General features: G+C 24.3%; 16 protein-coding genes. 2 read left to right on the top strand and 14 right to left on the bottom strand.

Going from position 1 to position 18,998, the window contains the following annotated elements:
- Both ACD762_RS01260 and ACD762_RS01255 read left to right on the top strand, forming a co-directional pair.
- A complete protein-coding gene (locus ACD762_RS01260) occupies window positions 1–2,226 on the top strand; it encodes a S8 family peptidase (protein WP_423364048.1) in 2,226 nt (741 codons plus the stop codon).
- Between the two features lie 323 nt (window positions 2,227–2,549).
- Window positions 2,550–2,984: a hypothetical protein gene (locus ACD762_RS01255; protein ID WP_423364046.1), complete on the top strand. Its 435-nt coding sequence runs from the start codon at window positions 2,550–2,552 to the stop codon at window positions 2,982–2,984.
- Window positions 2,985–3,367: 383 nt separating this feature from the next.
- On the opposite strand, the gene ACD762_RS01250 is transcribed toward ACD762_RS01255, so the two are convergent.
- The 14 genes from ACD762_RS01250 to ACD762_RS01185 all read right to left on the bottom strand — a co-directional run bounded on the left by ACD762_RS01250 (window position 3,368) and on the right by ACD762_RS01185 (window position 18,998).
- Window positions 3,368–4,615 carry a hypothetical protein gene (locus ACD762_RS01250; protein WP_423364044.1) on the bottom strand — a complete coding sequence of 416 codons (1,248 nt, stop codon included), beginning with the start codon at window positions 4,613–4,615 and terminating at the stop codon, window positions 3,368–3,370.
- Between the two features lie 339 nt (window positions 4,616–4,954).
- Entirely contained in the window at window positions 4,955–6,673 is a 1,719-nt protein-coding gene (locus ACD762_RS01245; protein ID WP_423364042.1) for a SpaA isopeptide-forming pilin-related protein, read from the bottom strand.
- Window positions 6,674–7,159: 486 nt separating this feature from the next.
- A complete protein-coding gene (locus tag ACD762_RS01240) occupies window positions 7,160–7,636 on the bottom strand; it encodes an Ltp family lipoprotein (protein WP_423364040.1) in 477 nt (158 codons plus the stop codon).
- 161 nt (window positions 7,637–7,797) lie between these two features.
- On the bottom strand, window positions 7,798–8,421 hold the full coding sequence (locus ACD762_RS01235) for an alpha/beta fold hydrolase (protein ID WP_423364038.1): 624 nt from the start codon (window positions 8,419–8,421) through the stop codon (window positions 7,798–7,800).
- Between the two features lie 164 nt (window positions 8,422–8,585).
- Window positions 8,586–9,263: a hypothetical protein gene (locus tag ACD762_RS01230; RefSeq protein ID WP_423364036.1), complete on the bottom strand. Its 678-nt coding sequence runs from the start codon at window positions 9,261–9,263 to the stop codon at window positions 8,586–8,588.
- An 18-nt stretch (window positions 9,264–9,281) separates the two neighbouring features.
- Window positions 9,282–9,749, bottom strand: a complete 468-nt coding sequence (locus ACD762_RS01225) for a hypothetical protein (RefSeq protein ID WP_423364034.1) — start codon at window positions 9,747–9,749, stop codon at window positions 9,282–9,284.
- A 296-nt stretch (window positions 9,750–10,045) separates the two neighbouring features.
- Window positions 10,046–10,540, bottom strand: coding sequence for an Ltp family lipoprotein (locus ACD762_RS01220; RefSeq protein WP_423364032.1), 495 nt, complete (start codon window positions 10,538–10,540; stop codon window positions 10,046–10,048).
- Between the two features lie 389 nt (window positions 10,541–10,929).
- Complete coding sequence (locus ACD762_RS01215) at window positions 10,930–11,307, bottom strand: hypothetical protein (protein ID WP_423364030.1); 378 nt, start codon at window positions 11,305–11,307, stop codon at window positions 10,930–10,932.
- Between the two features lie 16 nt (window positions 11,308–11,323).
- Window positions 11,324–12,037, bottom strand: a complete 714-nt coding sequence (locus tag ACD762_RS01210) for a hypothetical protein (protein WP_423364028.1) — start codon at window positions 12,035–12,037, stop codon at window positions 11,324–11,326.
- A gap of 143 nt (window positions 12,038–12,180) precedes the next feature.
- Window positions 12,181–12,528 (bottom strand): hypothetical protein, encoded by a 348-nt coding sequence (locus ACD762_RS01205; protein WP_423364026.1) that lies wholly within the window; start codon window positions 12,526–12,528, stop codon window positions 12,181–12,183.
- A gap of 79 nt (window positions 12,529–12,607) precedes the next feature.
- Window positions 12,608–13,015 (bottom strand): GtrA family protein, encoded by a 408-nt coding sequence (locus ACD762_RS01200; protein WP_423364024.1) that lies wholly within the window; start codon window positions 13,013–13,015, stop codon window positions 12,608–12,610.
- Window positions 13,002–13,949: a glycosyltransferase family 2 protein gene (locus ACD762_RS01195; protein ID WP_423364022.1), complete on the bottom strand. Its 948-nt coding sequence runs from the start codon at window positions 13,947–13,949 to the stop codon at window positions 13,002–13,004. Before ACD762_RS01195 ends, ACD762_RS01200 begins: the two co-directional genes overlap by 14 nt.
- Entirely contained in the window at window positions 13,915–15,717 is a 1,803-nt protein-coding gene (locus ACD762_RS01190; protein WP_423364020.1) for a DUF6020 family protein, read from the bottom strand. The genes ACD762_RS01195 and ACD762_RS01190 overlap by 35 nt, the downstream gene beginning before the upstream one ends.
- Window positions 15,699–18,998, bottom strand: a complete 3,300-nt coding sequence (locus ACD762_RS01185; protein WP_423364018.1) for a CDP-glycerol glycerophosphotransferase family protein — start codon at window positions 18,996–18,998, stop codon at window positions 15,699–15,701. The genes ACD762_RS01190 and ACD762_RS01185 overlap by 19 nt, the downstream gene beginning before the upstream one ends.

Below are 18,998 nucleotides of genomic sequence, written 5' to 3'. Positions count from 1 at the left end.
ATGAGAAATGATATTTTAAATATGAAAGGAGATTTTGAACAAAAATCAAATGTAGGAAGACCTGGTTCACCTACATTACCTTCTAACACTACTGTTAGCGTTAAAGATCTCCAACAACATATATATTACTTAAATGAAATGGCTAAATACTGGAAGCGTGAAAACCTATTAAATGGATGTCTAGTAAGTGTATATTACACTAGAGTTATTCCTAAAAGTAAACGAACTAATTCTTTTCTTAAATACAAGAGTAACAATGCAAATGATACAATTGTTGGTACAAAATTTTCGAGTGATAAAAATAAACATATCATAACTCATTTTATACCTTATGATGCAATTTCACACTCAATTTTAATTGCTACTATGAGTGCTAAAATTTTACTTAATGAATTCAATGGAAGTATAAATGATTTAGTTTTTAATAATCAAGAAAATTTTAGTAAAATAGATTTTAAAAAATATAATATTTCAAAATCTGTTTTTCAAAGAGTTATTCAAGATACTCCCTTTATTGAAAAATTTGATGTTGAAAAAGCTAATTTTGATACTAAGCATAGTTCAATTGTTACACTATATGACACAGGAGAAAATACAGTAGAATTATTAAAAAAGTATAATATTAATGTATTGAATGAAAGGGTTATTAATAAAACCACTGTATTACTCGATCAACATTATTTAAATGTTTTACTTCAAAAAGCTCCCTATTTAGTTGTTATGGCTGTAGAAAATATCTCTGATTTATCATCAAGTGATTTTTCAAAACCCTTTGAAGTTGATGAAAATATTATACCATCACCTAGAAACGAACCAACAATAGGAGTAATTGATACATTATTTGATACAAGAGTATATTTCCATGAATGGGTAGATTTTCATAATATGGTTGATCCACATATACCAGTAAATGCGGGTGACTACAAACATGGGACTGCAGTTTCATCAATTGTTGTCGATGGTCCTTCAATTAATCCTGAATTAGATGATGGATGTGGAAGATTTAAAGTAAGGCATTTTGGTGTGGCAATCAACAAAGCTTTTAATTCTTTTACAATTATTCGTGCCATTAAAGAAATTGTTGCAGATAATCCTGATATAAAAGTTTGGAATTTATCACTTGGTTCAAATGAAGAAATAAGGGAAAATTTTATATCTGCAGAAGCTTCTATACTAGACCAAATTCAATATGAACATGATATTATATTTGTCATTGCTGGTACAAATAATCTAGAAAAAAATACTAGCAAAAGAATCGGCTCACCAGCTGATTCAATAAATTCTTTAGTAGTAAACTCAGTTGATTCTAATAAAAATCCAGCTGACTATTCAAGAGAAGGAATTGTATTATCTTTTTTTACTAAACCTGATGTTAGCTACTATGGTGGTGGGAATGGCAAACTCATGTATGTATGTGAACCACTTGGAAAGGCATCTGTAGCTGGTACTTCATTTGCAGCACCCTGGATATCTAGAAAATTATCATATTTAATAGATATAATTGGTTTAAGTAGAGAAGTAGCCAAGGCACTTATAGTAGATTCAGCTATAGGATGGGAAAATAGCGATGATAAATCTCTTAAGGGACATGGAGTTGTACCAATAAAAATAAAAGATGTAATTCAGTCATCTTCTGATGAAATTAAATTTGTTGTAGAAGGAATATCTGAAGGGTATGATACTTACAACTATAATTTTCCAGTTCCTATCTATCAAGATAAACATCCATACATAGTAAAAGCCACATTATGTTATTTTCCCAAGTGTTCAAGAAATCAAGGTGTTGATTATACTAATACAGAATTGGATATACAGTTTGGTAGGATTAGTAATGATGGAAAGCTTAAAACTATTAATAATAACAAACAAGGTCTTGAAGAAAAATATTATTATTTACATGAGGATAATGCTAGAAAGTTATTTGGAAAGTGGGAAAATGTAAAACATATTTGTGAATCAATGCCAAAAAATAAAACAAAAGGGAAAAAGGTATACAATAATCCAATGTGGGGTATGAGTATAAAAACAAAAGAACGTCTTAATAAAAAAGATGGTGAGAAAATTCGTTTTGGTGTTGTTGTAACACTAAAAGAAATTAATGGAGTTAATAGAATTGATGATTTTATTCAACAATGTTCCTTTAAAGGTTGGCTTGTTAATAGAATTAATGTTGAGAATCGTATTGATATATATCAAACTTCTGAACAAGAAATACATCTAGAATAGGTAGAAAATTTTTTATTGGCTATAGTAGTATCTAGAAAATTATTTATATTAATGTGTTTTATAAATTTTAAGTTTTAAACTTATTTTATATAGTTTTAATAAAATATCATTTTTAAATTAAAGAAAGACAAAGGTATTTAAACATGACTAAAAAAAGCATATATATTAAAACCCCTAATGAACATAAAAAAAATATAATAATATTATTTTTATTTTTGTTTCTAATTTTTTTTATTGGATATTCAATTTCAATTTCAAGCATATCTCTTTTTTTTAATTTCTTTAATATACTAACTCCATATATACTCCTTTTCTTAACATATATGCTAGTTCATAAAGAAATAAAAGATCAGAATAACAAAAAAATTAAATTTCACTCAATAAGAATAAAATATAATTTGGACAATGTAATATCTAACCTAAATTCATTTATAAATAATTATGAATGCATAGCCGCTTCAGATATTTCGAAAAGAAATATTAGATTAAATATCGAATTAAAAGTTTTTATAAATGACATTGAAGGAATTTTGTCAACTGGTCTAATACAAAATAGTGAAAACAATGAACTTTTAAGCATATTTGACCATATAAAATCATTTCAGTATTATTTATTTACTAATAGTTTGAACTTAAGTGAATATGACATGAGCATTGAAAAAAATTATGAATTTAATGTTATGGAATCTAAGAAAATACTTAAATCTATTGATAAATTTCTTAATTATCCAATCTTAAAAGAAAAAAATCTTTATTAGCATAAAAACAAAATAATTTAAAAAAGACATTTATTAGAGTTTACACTTTCTTGTATATTATCCACACAACTTGAAAACGACTATTGTTAACTGTCTTTTTTAGTTTGACAATATTTTTTAAATTAGTAACTAACTATCTTTGAAATGCTTAAGCATAGAAAAAATTCACAAGTAATTTGTGAGTTTTCTTCCGCACCGAGTGCCATTGAATTTATATAATACTTTAATTAACTCTCAATGTCAAATACTCTAAAAAACCAAATAACACATTTTTCTATATCTTGTATAAAAATACCGATAATTTAGCTCTAATTATTTAGAATTTGCTTGCAATAAAAATAATATATTATGACAGATCAGTTTTATTATATTCACTCATATTTTTAAGATTTTACTTCCATGTAGTACTTATTGTCTTTAACAATAACAGGAATTTCTTGATTTAATATGTCTTTTTCACTAATATCTATAATATCTATATTGTTAATGCTTTGATTTTTAATTTCTAATACTAAATTATCATCAATTTTTGTATTCTTCCAATCACTATTAAAAATACTAATTGTATCTTTAATAAATCCTTCAATACCTTCATTATTTCTTGTTCTATTCTCTATATTGATTCCAAATCTTATAATTTCTTTATTATGCCAGATCTTTAAATTTTTGAATGATTGCATACTCATATTTTTAACTTCATAATAACTATTATTAGCATGTTCTTTTGACATTGATCCTTGGTGTAATACATAATTAAGATCACTAATGATATTTATAATATCTAGAAGTTTTCTTTGGTAATCTAATAAAATATTGATTTTATTTATTGATATTTCATATTGTGCAAAATCACTATTTTTACTATCTTTGAATATATCATTTAGAGCTAAATTCACCTGATTAAGTACTCTTTTAGAATCTCTTCTTAAATTATCAAGTAAAATTATTTTTTGATTTCTAACTTCAGCATTTTTTAATATTTCATATTTAAAATTTACCATTTCCTTTACTTCAGAATAAATAGTTATAATTTCACTTTTTAATTCCCTTTGTTGAAAGGCACTAATTTCTTTAACATCTTTACTAATTTCATTTAATTTAGCACTAATTTCTTGCATATGATATTGACCAACAGCCATCGAAGTAATTGCCATTACATTAGATATTGAAGCGATTTTCTTCAAATCTTTGGGATTAATCTTTACTAGATCCGCATGTCCTTCAATATTACCTTTACCATAGATTCCTTTAAAAGTATCTGGTAAGCTTTTTGATTCCATTAATTGCTGGTTTGTAGGAATAATGACTTTATAAATATTATCTGCGTTAATTTTATTCTTTAAAGCCATATCAGATCCAATACTTGTAAATGCAGGAATAGAAGCCTGTAAAGTGTCTATTACTTTATTATCAGAAATTAATACTAATTTGGATTCATCAAAATCATCATTACTAATTTGTTGGAAATTTAAAATACTTTCTACAGATAAATCTTTTATTTTTTCATCTAATTCTTGACTAGACTTTGTAATAGTTTTATTGTTGTTATTATATAAATATCTTACTAATACAAAGACAATTACAGCGGCAATTAGTAAAAAAAATAATATGTAAGTTACATTATCAGTCATATATTATCCTCCTTTATTTCTTTTGTATTAATATATTCTAACTTAAAAATATCAAAATGAATTTCACAATACATTTTTTATTATTAATCAATTTTCAATATATTAATTGCACTGGCACTAAATTGGTTAATTTGTTTAATTAATTCTTTTGTATTTTTTTCATTATATTCTAATATATATATTTTAGTATATCATAAGGTTAGTTTTCTATTGTTATATATTTATTATGGTTATGTAATATATAACTAATCAAAAACCTTCTTTGGTGTTATTCTCATATACCAAAGAAGGTTTTTATCAATTTATTCAGTTTTTTAGCTATATTTTTTAATATAATAATTATTTTTTTTCTAAAGTACTACTTTTTAAATATATGCTTAATGTTATACCTATTAAAGTTAATATAAATGCTGTAGGTAATAAATAGTTTCCTGTTTTAGGTAATTCTTTATTTGTACTACTAACACTTGTGACACCTTTATCTTTATTATCATCTGTAATAACACTACTTGTTTTTTTCTTAGTATTATATTTTTTAAGTTTTATTGTAGTTTCATTTTTTGTACTGATTTTAAAACTTATTATTTTATTGTCATTTTGATAACCTTCTGGTGCTTTTGTTTCTACAAATTTGTAATTTCCAACTAGTAAACCTTTAACTTTAATTATTCCATTTTCATCTGTAACTAAAGAATCTTTAATAATTTTATTATTTTCATCAAGTATATTAAAAACTGCCCCACTTAAAGTTTCTTTAGTTTCACTATCAAGCTTAGTAATTAAGACACTTCCTTTATATAAAGTATTTTCTTTTGTTAGCTTTATATTTTCTGTTTGTTCACTTTTAATTTCAAAATCAATAGCAGTTGAATCTAGAATATATCCATAAGGTGCTTTTGTTTCAATAAGCTTATACATTCCTAGTTCCATTTTATCAATTATAATTTTACCATCTTTATTAGTAGTAATTTTCTCTTTTAATACTTTACCATGTGCATCTTCTAACCTAAATTCTGCACCTTCAAGCAGGATATTGTTATCTTTACTATCTACTTTAGTCAGTTCAACACCAAAGATTGTACCACTACCACTTCCATCACCACCAATTGCTGGTGTTTTAGCGTTTATAGTTGCATTAATGTCATTAGAACTATTTAAAACTCCATCATTTTCATATATTTTAGAAGAACCACCATCTGTAGTTTTGGTACTATATTTGATATACACCATATCTGTTAGAGTACCAAAACTATATTCAAATCCTGTATCAGACTGACTGGTAATTTCACCTATAGGTCCTAATATTTTTTCATGATTATGATTGTTTGGATCAAATATTGCAACGTTTGCTTTTAATGTATCTTTAAGCAATATTTGATTTTCACCAATTGTATCAGTATATGTAGCATTCTCTATTGTTTTATGATTTGCATTAATTCTTACAACCCAGTGTATTAATGTCTTATCATAAGTATCTCTATATCCCCATTTAGTTAAATTTTCACTAACAGGTGGTAGTGGCAATGGACTAACATGAATTGTATCATTTTCAATCCCATCAATATTCCAATCTATGTCATTATCTCCATCAACAATGACATCATCATGCAACCATATAACTAAGACTTCAAATTTACCATTTTTGAAATTTGGATTCTTTTCAAAGTAATCTGTAAATTTAAGTGTTACAACTTTAGAATTACCATCAAATGTCGCATGTGCCACAATTTCTTTGCCTGCACTATCGAAAATCTCAAATGCTTGATTACCTCTTGCTATTAATTCATCTGGCAAAGTCACTTGCATTGTATCATCTTGTAAAATACTAATTTCATTTGGAATTTCAAATGTATATTCTACTGACATGTTTGCATTTTCTTGATGTGAATTACTCTCATTACCATCTTTATCTAGTAATTTAACTGAAGTTATATACTTTGAATCATAATCCTTTGCTTGAATATTATTTATTGTTAATGTTAAAAATGCAAATACAATTAACATTACTCCAATAAATTTTCCCTCTCTTTTTTTACTACTATTAATTTTCCTTCCCATAAAACCTCTCTTTCTTACATACATTATATAATTTTTTTAATCTAATAGAAAATATTTTTATAATTTATTTTTACAATTCGTAAACATTATAATTAGAGTCAGTTTTTAGTTAATAACAATCTTTTGAATTCATATTTTTTATTTATTAAGTACTTATTTGTAGATTAGGATGAAGATAATATAAGCTATTTTCTACAACAATAAGTTATTTTATTTCTTAATATTTTTTTTTCGAACATAAAAAAAAGACAGTGTTAAAACTCACTGTCCGATGATTATTATACTTTGCAATTATGCAATATCAAGACACTTTTGAATGAATATTTCTAGATTAGAATTATCTGATTCAGCTAATTCTTTATTAAAATCAGCTAGATCATTTTTACCCATTTGTTTAAAAATATATTGATAATCTGCAGTTTTATTTTATATTTATTTACACTGTCCACTTTAAAGGTATCATATATCTTTATCAACTTTAACTTTTTATTTATCAAGGTTATTTAAAGCATATTCAATTTGTTTGTCAGTATATTTTTCATACTTTAATTGTCTTTGTAAGTCTTCTTTTGACATATCCATTAACTTTACATAATTTTTGGCAGCATCTAATGCTTCTTTATTATAATCAGCTTTTACATTTTCAACTGCATATTTAATGAATTCATTTGGTACTTTATCATACTCTAATTGATCTTTTAAATTTTCTTCACTAAATGACATATATTCAATATAGTTTTGAGCTGCTTCTAATGCCTTATTTTTATCTTTTCTTGCTGCTTCATATACATTTTCATAATCTTCACTGTTATTTGTTTCTTCATCTTCTGTTACATCATCATTGATTAATTCTATATCATTTTCTTTTGCTTTGTACTCATCACTTACTATATTACCGTATGATAGCAATGGTATTGCTATTACTATAAACAATAAGGTAATTTTTATTATTTTATTTTTCATTTTAATTATTTATATTTTATGATAATTTATCATAAAACCCTTCCCTCTTTTTAAGCTAAAACTAAACTATTTACTTATTCTTAATTTAATTTTTAACTTCTTTATTGTATCATGCAAAGTGCATAACTTCAACAAATGGTAAACAATCAAGTGTTAGGCTTTTATGATAGATTTGAGTAAAAATTAATGATTTTATTAGCTAATAATTCTGGATTATCAATATTTACTTCATGAGAGGCATTATTTATCAATGCAAATTCACTATTTATAATTTCTTTATGATAACTTTTTGAGCTTTTTAGATTTATTTTATCTTTGGCTCCACATAATACTAAAGTTTTACAGGTTATCTTATCAAGGTTACTTGTAAGATCTAAATCTGCAATTGATTTTGTAAGAGTGATAAAGTCTTTTTTGCTGCACCCTAAACTTATAAATTTATGCTCAGGCATAAATTTAAATACTATGTTTTGTATTTTAAGCATTGTCTTTGGCATTTTATATGGCGTTCCTATTATTATTAATGAGTTTACTTTATTTGGATATTCTTTAGCATATTCTAAAGCTATTATTCCACCTAATGAAAGGCCGCATAAGTTTATTTTACCTTCTAGTTTATTACAATCTTGTTTAAAACTATCATATATATTTTGATAACTTATACTCATGTTATTCTTTATCAAATTTGGACAATGCACTATAATATGATTCTTTTCTAAGATATTTTTTGTTTTTGTCCAACTATCTTTATTTTGGCCTAAACCATGTATTAGTATATTATTCATATATTCCTCCCTTTTTATCTATTATTATATATTTTGTTAAATGCTTTAGCAATATTCAATGTCTTAATCTAATATTCTATTTTTGTATTTCATAATATCTTTAGAAAAAAAAGGACTATAAATCAGCTTTTACTAACTTATTTATAGGCCTTTATATACTATTTTTATCTAATAGACATATCTATGTAATTATTAAGATCATAGAAGTTACCATCAGCATCGATGGCTATTGCTGTTACAGCACCACCACCTTGATTATATCCTATATTTGCTTGTTCTACTCTTACAATATTATTGACACCTTCAATACTGCCTTGAGAGTTTCCACCTTCTATTATAGCTTTCAATTTTAGATATTCTACACTTCCATCTTCCATTATCATGAATAAAGCACTATAAGAACTATTTTGACCTATTCCAATCATTTTACCATCGATAACAGTAGATTTTTTAGTAGTAATATCAATTGAGTAATTATTGTTTTCTAGTTTTTCCATCTTAGAATCATCTTCACTCTTAATTACTCCATATTCTACCATCTGTGCTAGGCTGTCATAATAGTAAACCTTAGCTTTAGAATTTTCAATCTTCACTGAAAAACCATCCAATTCTTTACTTATAATAGAGTATGATACTTCCGGTGTTTTTTTCCCTATATTTTTTTTATTATCAAATGCAACGGCTTTATTTTTACACTTGATCAATTCTGATGATGGTTGTTCTTTTATGATTATTTCAGGTTCTGGTTCTACATAAGTGGTTTTAACTACTACATATGTAATTAGTAATGTAATTAAACATGATATTATTGCTACTATTACTAATTTAAGTTTATTTGACATGGTAGTTCTCTCCTTTTGTTAGTCTTTTTTAGATAAATCTCTTATCATAACTAGATTATAAATTATTCCTACTAAACTAAAACTTGCTACAATATTGTTATTTTTTAAGATACTTACTAAAGCAAAAACTATTTCACTTTCATTATTAAAGATTATTTTTATCAAACTTAGTAATAATGTTTGTATTAAAATTGAAATTATAAGCCAAAATAGTGATACTAATATTACTGTAATTAAAACTTCAAATTGCATTTTAAAAAACGATAAAATTGATATTTCATCTTTGTTTATATCTTTAGTTAGTACTTCTTCTTTATTTTCTAGCACTTCTTTATTCTCCTTTTTTTGATATAATTGACTATTTAGATTTATTTCAGGATTATTCTTATGTAAATATTGATATAGGTTATATAATAAAAATCCTATTAGTAAAATAAAAATTATTATGCACACTATTATTATTAATTTTTCTATAATATCACTCATGTAAGCAGTCCTTTCTTTTTAAAGATAAATATATTATTCATTATCTGTATTTGAGAATATTATATTAGACTTTTATTTTTAATTAAATTGATTTACCTTTAAATAATTATAAATGTGTAAATAATATCATTATCTAATTATTCATTGTATCTTTAATTTCTTTATATCTTTAGTTTCTTTATATCTTTATAAGTAATTAAACACAATATAAAAATAGAAGCATTAAGTTGTATATAACTTTAAGTGCTTCTATTTTATTTACATTATTTAGTTTATTTATAGTCATTTATTATGTATTAGTCTAGATTTTTTATAGCATATGTAATTTGTTTTGATGAATATCCTTCAAACTTTAGTTGAGACTTTAAGCCTTCTGTTGACATACTAGTAAAACTTAAGTAGCTATTAGCTGCATCTAGGGCTTCTTTGTTGTAATCAACATCGACATTCTTTATTGCATAATCAATAGCTTTAGTAGGATATTTTTCAAATTCTAATTGTTTTCTTAATCCTGATTTACTAAAGGCAGTATAGTCTATATATGATTGTGCAGATCCTAAAGCATTTTTACTTTCTCTATCTACTTTAACTTCTTTCTTTTTTTCTACTACCTTTTCTGTTTCTTTTACTTCTTCAACTGCTGGTGTTTCATTTGTTTTTTCTTCTACAATTACTGGTGTATTAGTTTCATTTATTGATTTATCATCATTCATTAAATTTCCTATACCTGAAATTACTACTAATACTGCAATTACTGCAATAATTCGTTTTTTGCTCTTATTGGTTTTCATTAGATTTATGGTTTATATAACACTTTAAACCAATCTCTCCTTTCCTTTTTAGTAAATAAATTTTTCTTAAAACACTTATAAAACAATATATATAATCCCCATTAAATACTTATTCTATTTCTAATTTACCTCCTTATTTATTTTTTAATACATCTTTATATTCGATATGAATATTTTATAAATTTATATGAAAATATTATATCATTTGTATCACATATAATCAACACATAGTAAACAAATATATAACATTTATTTTATTTATTCTTTATATTATAAAAGTTTTTATATACTATCTTGATGCATCTACTAATTATTTAGATTGTTTAATTTTTATTTTTAAATGAAAATAGTAATTAATGATTATTAGTCTATTAATTACTACTTTTTTTTTATATTTCTGTATCTTCTGTTATCATATTCTTATTTGTTGCTAGAAGGATACCAGCACCAACTATTCCACAAATTCCTGCTACAAATCCAAGTAATGAACTAAACATTACTACTAATCCTCCAGCTATTATAAGTAATATCTTACCTGCAAGACTTGATGTTTTTGATTTAAACATTAATATGATTGCTAGTATTAACATAATTCCTGCCATTATTCTAAAGAAACTATCAACTCCCATTGTTGCACTTGCACTTGCATTTTCTTCTATTGCATCCCCTACTATACTCATCATAGTGAATAATGGTGCAATTAGTAATACTATTGATACTATTAAAGAATATATTGCTGTTAATAAGCTTAATTTTTTCATTGTCATTTTTATTTCCTCTTTCTTATTTAATGTTAAGTTCTACTTCTATTTTATCTGTCCAATTATCAAAGAATACTTTATAAACTCCACTTCCTTCTTTGACATAATACATGTATCTAGTTGCACTTTTACCTGGTAAGATATCACCACCCCAATCAATGGTCGTCTTATCATCAAAGTATGCTGATGCATTATCTAATTTGGTTTCACCTTTTGGTCCATATGCTTCATAATAAAACATATTTATCATTCCTTTTTCATTCTTTGTATTTTTTATTTTTAAAGGAATTTTTACAACTTTCTTACCTTTGTTATCACTATAAGCATTAGTATCAACTACTGTTTTTACTTTATCTTTAAAAGTTATTTCAAAGCCATCAAATAGTATCTTATCATTAAAACCATAACTATTTTTTAGATCTGAAACTTCAAACTCAATCTTATTAGAAATATCATAATTTTCACTAGCTAAACCTTTAATTTCGACACTTACATTATCACCATTACTTAGATCCTTAGTTTCAGGTGCTACATATTCTAAATCGTTTAGATTTCCATCAAAATCTGGAAAATCTTTCTTAAACTTTTCCTTATCAACACTAACATTAGCTACACTAGCCTTAGTATTTATTCCAGTATATGTAACATTCATATAAGGTTTTAAATCTATACTTTCTTTACTAGAACATCCACATAAAGCTAGTATTAATACAAATAAACCAATTAATTTTTTCATCTTTCTTTTCTCCTTTACTTGATGCCTTCATTATAGCAAGCCAGAACACTAAAAAAGTATCCTGTCAGGATACTTTGATTTTTCGATTTTTATTTTGTTAAATATCTGATTTATTATTAAGACTATTGTGCTATTTAAAATCATTATTTATAATTTACATATAACATCCAGGCTCCTATTAGGCCACATATACCACTAACAAAGCCAAATATTGCTCCTAGTATTGTTCCAATTAATCCAGTAACTATAATTAATACTTTAGCAATTGTCTTTGCTTTTTTATTAGTTATTAATAAAAATACTCCTAATACAATCATTATCATTGATAGTATTCTAACAAAAGCATCTAATATAAATAATGATTGTGAATCATCACTACTCATAAAATCACCTGATAAAGTTACTAAGATTATTAATGAACTAACTAGCATAATTATAGATACTATAAAAATATATCTTGTTATATATAATGTGATTTTTTCTTGTTTCATTATAAACCTCATTTCAATAAATGTAATAATACTTTAACATTTACCTATCTAAAAATCACTTTATATACAACTTTATCCATTATTTATATATTAAATACTTTCTAGCTAAATAGTTCCACACTAATACAATTATAGATACTATAACTTTTAATATTACATAGTTATATTTAAAAATAAACTCTCCTATATACATTAGTAAAAGTGTTAAAACTAGTCCTATTATAGCTACTATTAAAGTATTAAAAATATCTTTTTGCTGGTTATTACTTTCATAGTTAATAAAAACATATTTAAGAGTGCTTAGATAATTAAAGATAAAAGCTAGGATAAATCCTAAGATATAATATAAAGTTATGATATATGGGTTTGTTGTAGGATAGATAATATTACGGCATATTATAATAGTCATAAAATCAATTATAAAGGCAATTGAACCAATAATGATATATCTTATAAAACCACTTTCTAATAGTTTAGTTATCTTCATACTTATCATCTATTAATCGATGTTGAATATCAATTAATCTCATTTCAAAATCCCTTTTATCTTTAGCAGCAACATTATCAAGTAATAGTCCATTAGTAAACATCAAAAATGATAGCAATAAAATAACTAATCCAAACATTAGTGTAGGAAATCTTAATACTAATTTGGTATCAAAATACTCTATTATTACTGGAACTATAAAGGCTAGTGAAATTGTAAATAATATCGCTGCAATGATACTGAAGAAGGCTAATGGTCGATAGTTTTTAAATAGTTTAAAAATAGTCATAATAACTTTAATACCATCACTATATGTATTTAATTTTGATTCACTTCCTAATGGACGATCTCGATAATCTACTTCTATATTATCTATATATAAATTCTTATCTAAAGTATGAATACTCATTTCTGTTTCTATTTCAAAACCATGAGTAATAACTGGAAAGCTTTTAACATAACGATAACTAAAGGCACGATAACCAGTCATAATATCTTTGATATCACTATTGAATAAGAAATTAATTGTTTTTCTAACTATTTTATTACCTAGATTATGAAAAGCTCTTTTATTTTCACTAAAGTAAGTTGTAGATAAACGATCACCTATAACAATATCATTCTTTTTAGTTAAAATAGAATATACCATTTCATTAGCATATTCACTTGGATAGGTATCATCCCCATCAATCATTAAATAACATTTAGCATCAATATCTCTAAACATTGATCTAATGACATTACCCTTACCCTGTTTAACTTCTTTGACAACAATAGCACCACTTTGTTTAGCAATCAATGCAGTATTATCTGTTGAATTATTGTCATACACATAAACTATTGCTTGTGGTAGTGCTAAAGTAAAATCATCTATTACTTTCTTTATTGTTAGTTCTTCATTATAACATGGTATTAGAATCGCAATTTCTATCATTACAATCTACCTCCTTTTCATTAAATGTCTTTGATAATACAAAACCTAATAAAATTAATGTGCTTAATATATATGGATACGCATAACGATATTCTCCATTAACCGGTGAAGCTATGATTGTTAGATATAAATAGAATATAGGTAAACTAATACATAAATAAATTATTCTATTTTTTCTAATAAAGATATAACATGTTATCATTAGCATCCATATTTGAATTCCTACACTGTATATATCACTTACTAAAGGTATTTTTCTTAGTATTTGCCACTTTTTTATAATATGCATATTATCTTGTTTATTGCTTAGTCTAATTAAGGGTTCCATTTTTAAATCATATTTTTTAAACTTTTTATACTTATTAAAATTACTGCTATGTGCAACTATCCAATAATTATTATGGATAGTGTAATATCTAAAAGTTTGTAAAATGAAAGCTTTACTAGCATTAAGCGGACTTTCTTTTAAATATTTTAAGTAGAGAATAATAAACTCTTTACTATGATTATGATAATAATCATCTTTAAAAGTATTCTTTACTGGATCAGATAAGTAATACTTATAATTTTTAAGCGATTTTTTTAAGTTTATGTATTTATTTAAACTATTTTTTAGATCTTTATTTATACCATGATCATACTTATTTATATAAACCATCTGTTGTAAAGGTAGCGAAAACATTTCTCTTTTACTACCTTCTATTACCCCAATATTAGAATATCCAATACCAGTTATCATTTTAAAAATTATTATGGGTATTATAAAGATAATTAATGTTTCTTTTCTCTTATTTTTTAATAATACTAAACAAGTAATAAAACTAAGATAGATTACATATATAGCATTATTTTTACTAAAAGATAAACTAGAACAAACAATAATAAATATTATTATAAAATAGCCTTTATTATAGTATTTATTGTCTTTTACATAATAAATCATCAATATCGTAAATAACATCATAAATAATGCTAGCCATATATCTTTCCACATAGTACATAAATATAAATAAGTAACAGGATTAAGAACTACTACAATAAATAAGAATACTAAATATTTTTTACTAACCTTTATTTTTATTAAAGTATAGGCAACAAAGGCAAAAATAAGATTACCTATTATTATTTGAAAGATAAAATACATTCCAATACTAAGTTGGTTAAAGCCTAGTTGACTACCTAAATTTATTAATAATCTAATTAATAGAGTCATCATAATAGGATGATGATTACTTAATACTTCATTATTTAATGCTTGATTTAATTGCCATTGACTATCTGATGTCAATATTCCTGGATAGATTAATGAGTATAAACCAAAGCTTATTAATAACATTATTAGTAATAGTTTTAAGGATAACTTTTTAGCATTTCTAGCATTAATAAAATCAAAGTCTCCTTTTATTAGATAATGAAGTATATCTATTATAAAACGATATAAAGGCAAAATTGTTGTTATACTAATAAAACATAAATATAATATTATGTTATTAAATAACTTGTCTATATTAGCTAAAGTAAGTATCATTGCATAATTACTAAAGATAAATAATAAACTGATAATTAATGCAAATATTTTATCCTTACTACTTACATTAGCTAAGTTAGGTTTCTTTTTTGTATTAATCTTATATAAATAATATAAGGCTAAGAAATATGTTGTTGAAAAATAAAGATATTTATCATGATATGCTACTATAATTACTATTATTGAAAGTAGCATTAAGATTAAACAGATCAAATCTTTATTTAAATGATGTCTTTTCATACTCTTTTTGTTTTAGTATTTTTAGCAACATTAGCTTGATATTCTTGGCAAATATAGTTACTTACTAAAATAAATCTTTCTAAATCATTGTTTATAAAACAATCATATACTGTTCTAGCATTGGCATTTTTTAATAGATTAGGATAATAATATTTTTTATTAGCTAATATAAACTCATTGGCTTTAACATATATTTGTTCTTGTTGTTCAACAGTATAAAAGCAAAATTCTCTTAAATATATCATAAGATCATGCTTTAAAAAGTAAGCAAACATTTTATATCTAACTATTTCATTAAAGTTAAACCAACTTCTATTTATAGCATTCATACGTTCACAAAAATTGTCATAACTTTTATGAGTTGTTATTGATGTATAACTACCATAAACACACCATAAATAAACTGTCGTTTTAATAAAACCTATTTTAGGAACTTTAGCATATAGTTTTGAAGTAAATATCTTATCTTCATATAAACCCTTTTCAAAGTATAAATCATACTTTGAAAACACTTCTTTTTTGTATAACTTATTAGTAGCTAGAGTATCTTCATAAATATTAAAACGTTCATCTAAACTTTTATATATTTCATTTCTTTTATATAATTCTAAATGCCAAGGCTCTGTCTTATCACTTTCTAAATAGTGTCTTTGAGTCAGACCAGAAACAACATTTAAATCATTTCTTAAGGCAAATAATAATAAGCTTGATAGGCTTTTTTGTGGTAATAAATCATCAGCATCTAAAAAGAATATATAATTAGATACTGCTTGTTCTATACCATAATTTCTAGCTTTTCCAGGACCATTATTAGTAGTTTTAAACAACCTAATATTTATATTTTTAATTTTGTAACAATTAATAATATCATTTAAACTTTCAACATCATCACTACCATCATCTATTACTATTATTTCGTATAATATAATTCCTTGAATTATTATCGAATCAATACAAGCCTTAATACTTTTGCTAGCATTAAAAGCTGGAATAATAATACTAACACTTGCTTTATCTTGATATTCACTATTGATTATATTAAGATTTTTAGTATTAGTAACTTGATCTTTATATAGAGAAAAGTATTTTTCAGGAAATATAGGTAAACTTTTTACATAGGCCTTAAACTCTTTAATAAGCTTTTTGTGCGTTATATTCTTTTTAGCAGTACTAATTTTATCAATTGCCTTTTCTTCTTTAATATCAATAAATAACTGATTCCATTTATTAAATATTTCATTGTTTTGATAGTTGCTGAACTTTTGCTTTATGTAATTACTATTTAATAATTTATCTGATACAAGTAAGGCATTATATAGTTGTTCATAATCAAGATTATCCACTAAATAACCTGTTTTACTACTAAGTATCATTTCACTTGCTGCTGTAAAAGTGTTAAAAGCAATAACAGGTCTACCATAAGCATATGCTTCTAATATCACATAAGGAAAACCTTCATTTTTAGAAAGTAAAATTAAACCATTGTTTTTACTGAAAATATCTTCCTTATTTTCAACATAACCATGAAATATAATAATATTATTTAATTTTTGTTTATTAACCTTACTTACTAACTCTTCTTTAAGAGGACCATCACCATAAACATTAATAATAATATTACTTTTGTTTGATTTTATTAGCTTTGCAAGTTTAAGCAATGCTAGTGGATTCTTTTCATCACTTAACCTACCAATAAAAGCAAAACTATTATGGGTTTCTTTACTTAAAGGTGTGTATTTCAAATCTATGCTATTATGTTGAAAATCTAGTTTATCAACTACTTCTAGACTAAGATGTTCTCTAATATTATCCTCATTTTTTTTAGATAAAAATAATAATCTTTTGTAGTTATACAGCTTTTGCATATTCAAAGATTTTAAATGAAACTTGTAAACATCTGCATCTATAATAAGTTGAGAATCTCCATGAAACATTAAAATAGTATTTTTATTACGCATCCATCTTTGAAAGTGACGATGAGCACTAAACTGTAGTGAAATAATATATCCTGTGGTATTTTTAAGAAAGTGAACACAAGTACCATGTTGATATGTAGATGATAAAGTATAATCAATATACTTACTATCTAAAATGTAAACTTCACTATTTTTGTTAGCAAACTCTTTCATAGCAATGACAATAATCTTAGCATCATATTTATTCTTATAATATTTAGCCATATTGTTAATGAATGTGTTAAGTCCTCCTATTTCATTTAAATCATTAATTATAAAGATAATATCTTCATGTTTTCTTTCATTAGTATTAAAATTTAAACTTTCTACTATTCTTTTACTACTTTGACCATCTTCTAAAGGATAGAAATGCTGCTTAAGATTATTTTTTATCTTTTTAAAATCATTATTCTTAAATAGTTTATATAAATCATCAATATTATAAATAAGTGATTCTTTACTTACATAGTCTTCTATATTAAATGACAAACCTCTTTTATCTAGATATTCTTGTTTATCATTTTGTAATAAAATGATTGGTCTATTCAAGATTGAATAATCAAATATTACGGAAGAATAGTCACTAATTAACAGATCACTGCATAATAGAATATCTGAAATATTATGATAGTTAGTTAAATTAATAACATTTTTATTTTTAATAGTAATATTACTAAGATAATGCATTTTTATTACTAAAACATATTCATCATTAAAACTATTTAATAAATCATTTAGATTAAAAGGTAATGTTTCATTTTTTATATCCTTAAAAGTAGGAGCATACAAAACAACTTTTTTATCTAGTGGAATATTTAAATTGTTTTTCAATTCATTAATTTCTTCTAGGCTTTTGTTAAATAGTGAATCCATTCTTGAACAACCTAGCATTCTAATCTCTTTATTGTATAACATTGCTTTTCTTAAAAATATTTCTGTATAGTAATTAGAAGATGATATCATTAAATCATAGGCATTAGCGTATAAATTTGCAGATTCTATTTCTGGTGGTAGTTTATCTACAAACATTTTTTTATAAGGTATCCCATGCCATATTGAAACAAAATACTGGTTTTTTCCTTTTCTTTGTCTACTGTTGATACTTCCTGCATCAATAACATATTCTGCAGTATCTCTTAAATATTTACCATATGAACATTGAATATTTACTAGTTGATAATCAAGGCAATCTTGAACATCACAAGGTATATCCTTAACCAGAATATATATATCTAAACTATCTTTATAATAATCAACAAAGTTAATAACATCTCCAATTGCTCTTATGTTATAAGCACTTGGTACTAATAATAGTTTCCTTTTCAT

The organism is Mycoplasma sp. P36-A1 (assembly GCF_049478495.1).
Lineage (GTDB): Bacteria > Bacillota_I > Bacilli_A > JAJDGJ01 > JAJDGJ01 > P36-A1.
The sequence above is the reverse complement of the archived record's forward strand: the minus strand, read 5'-3'. Positions and strand labels throughout refer to the sequence as shown.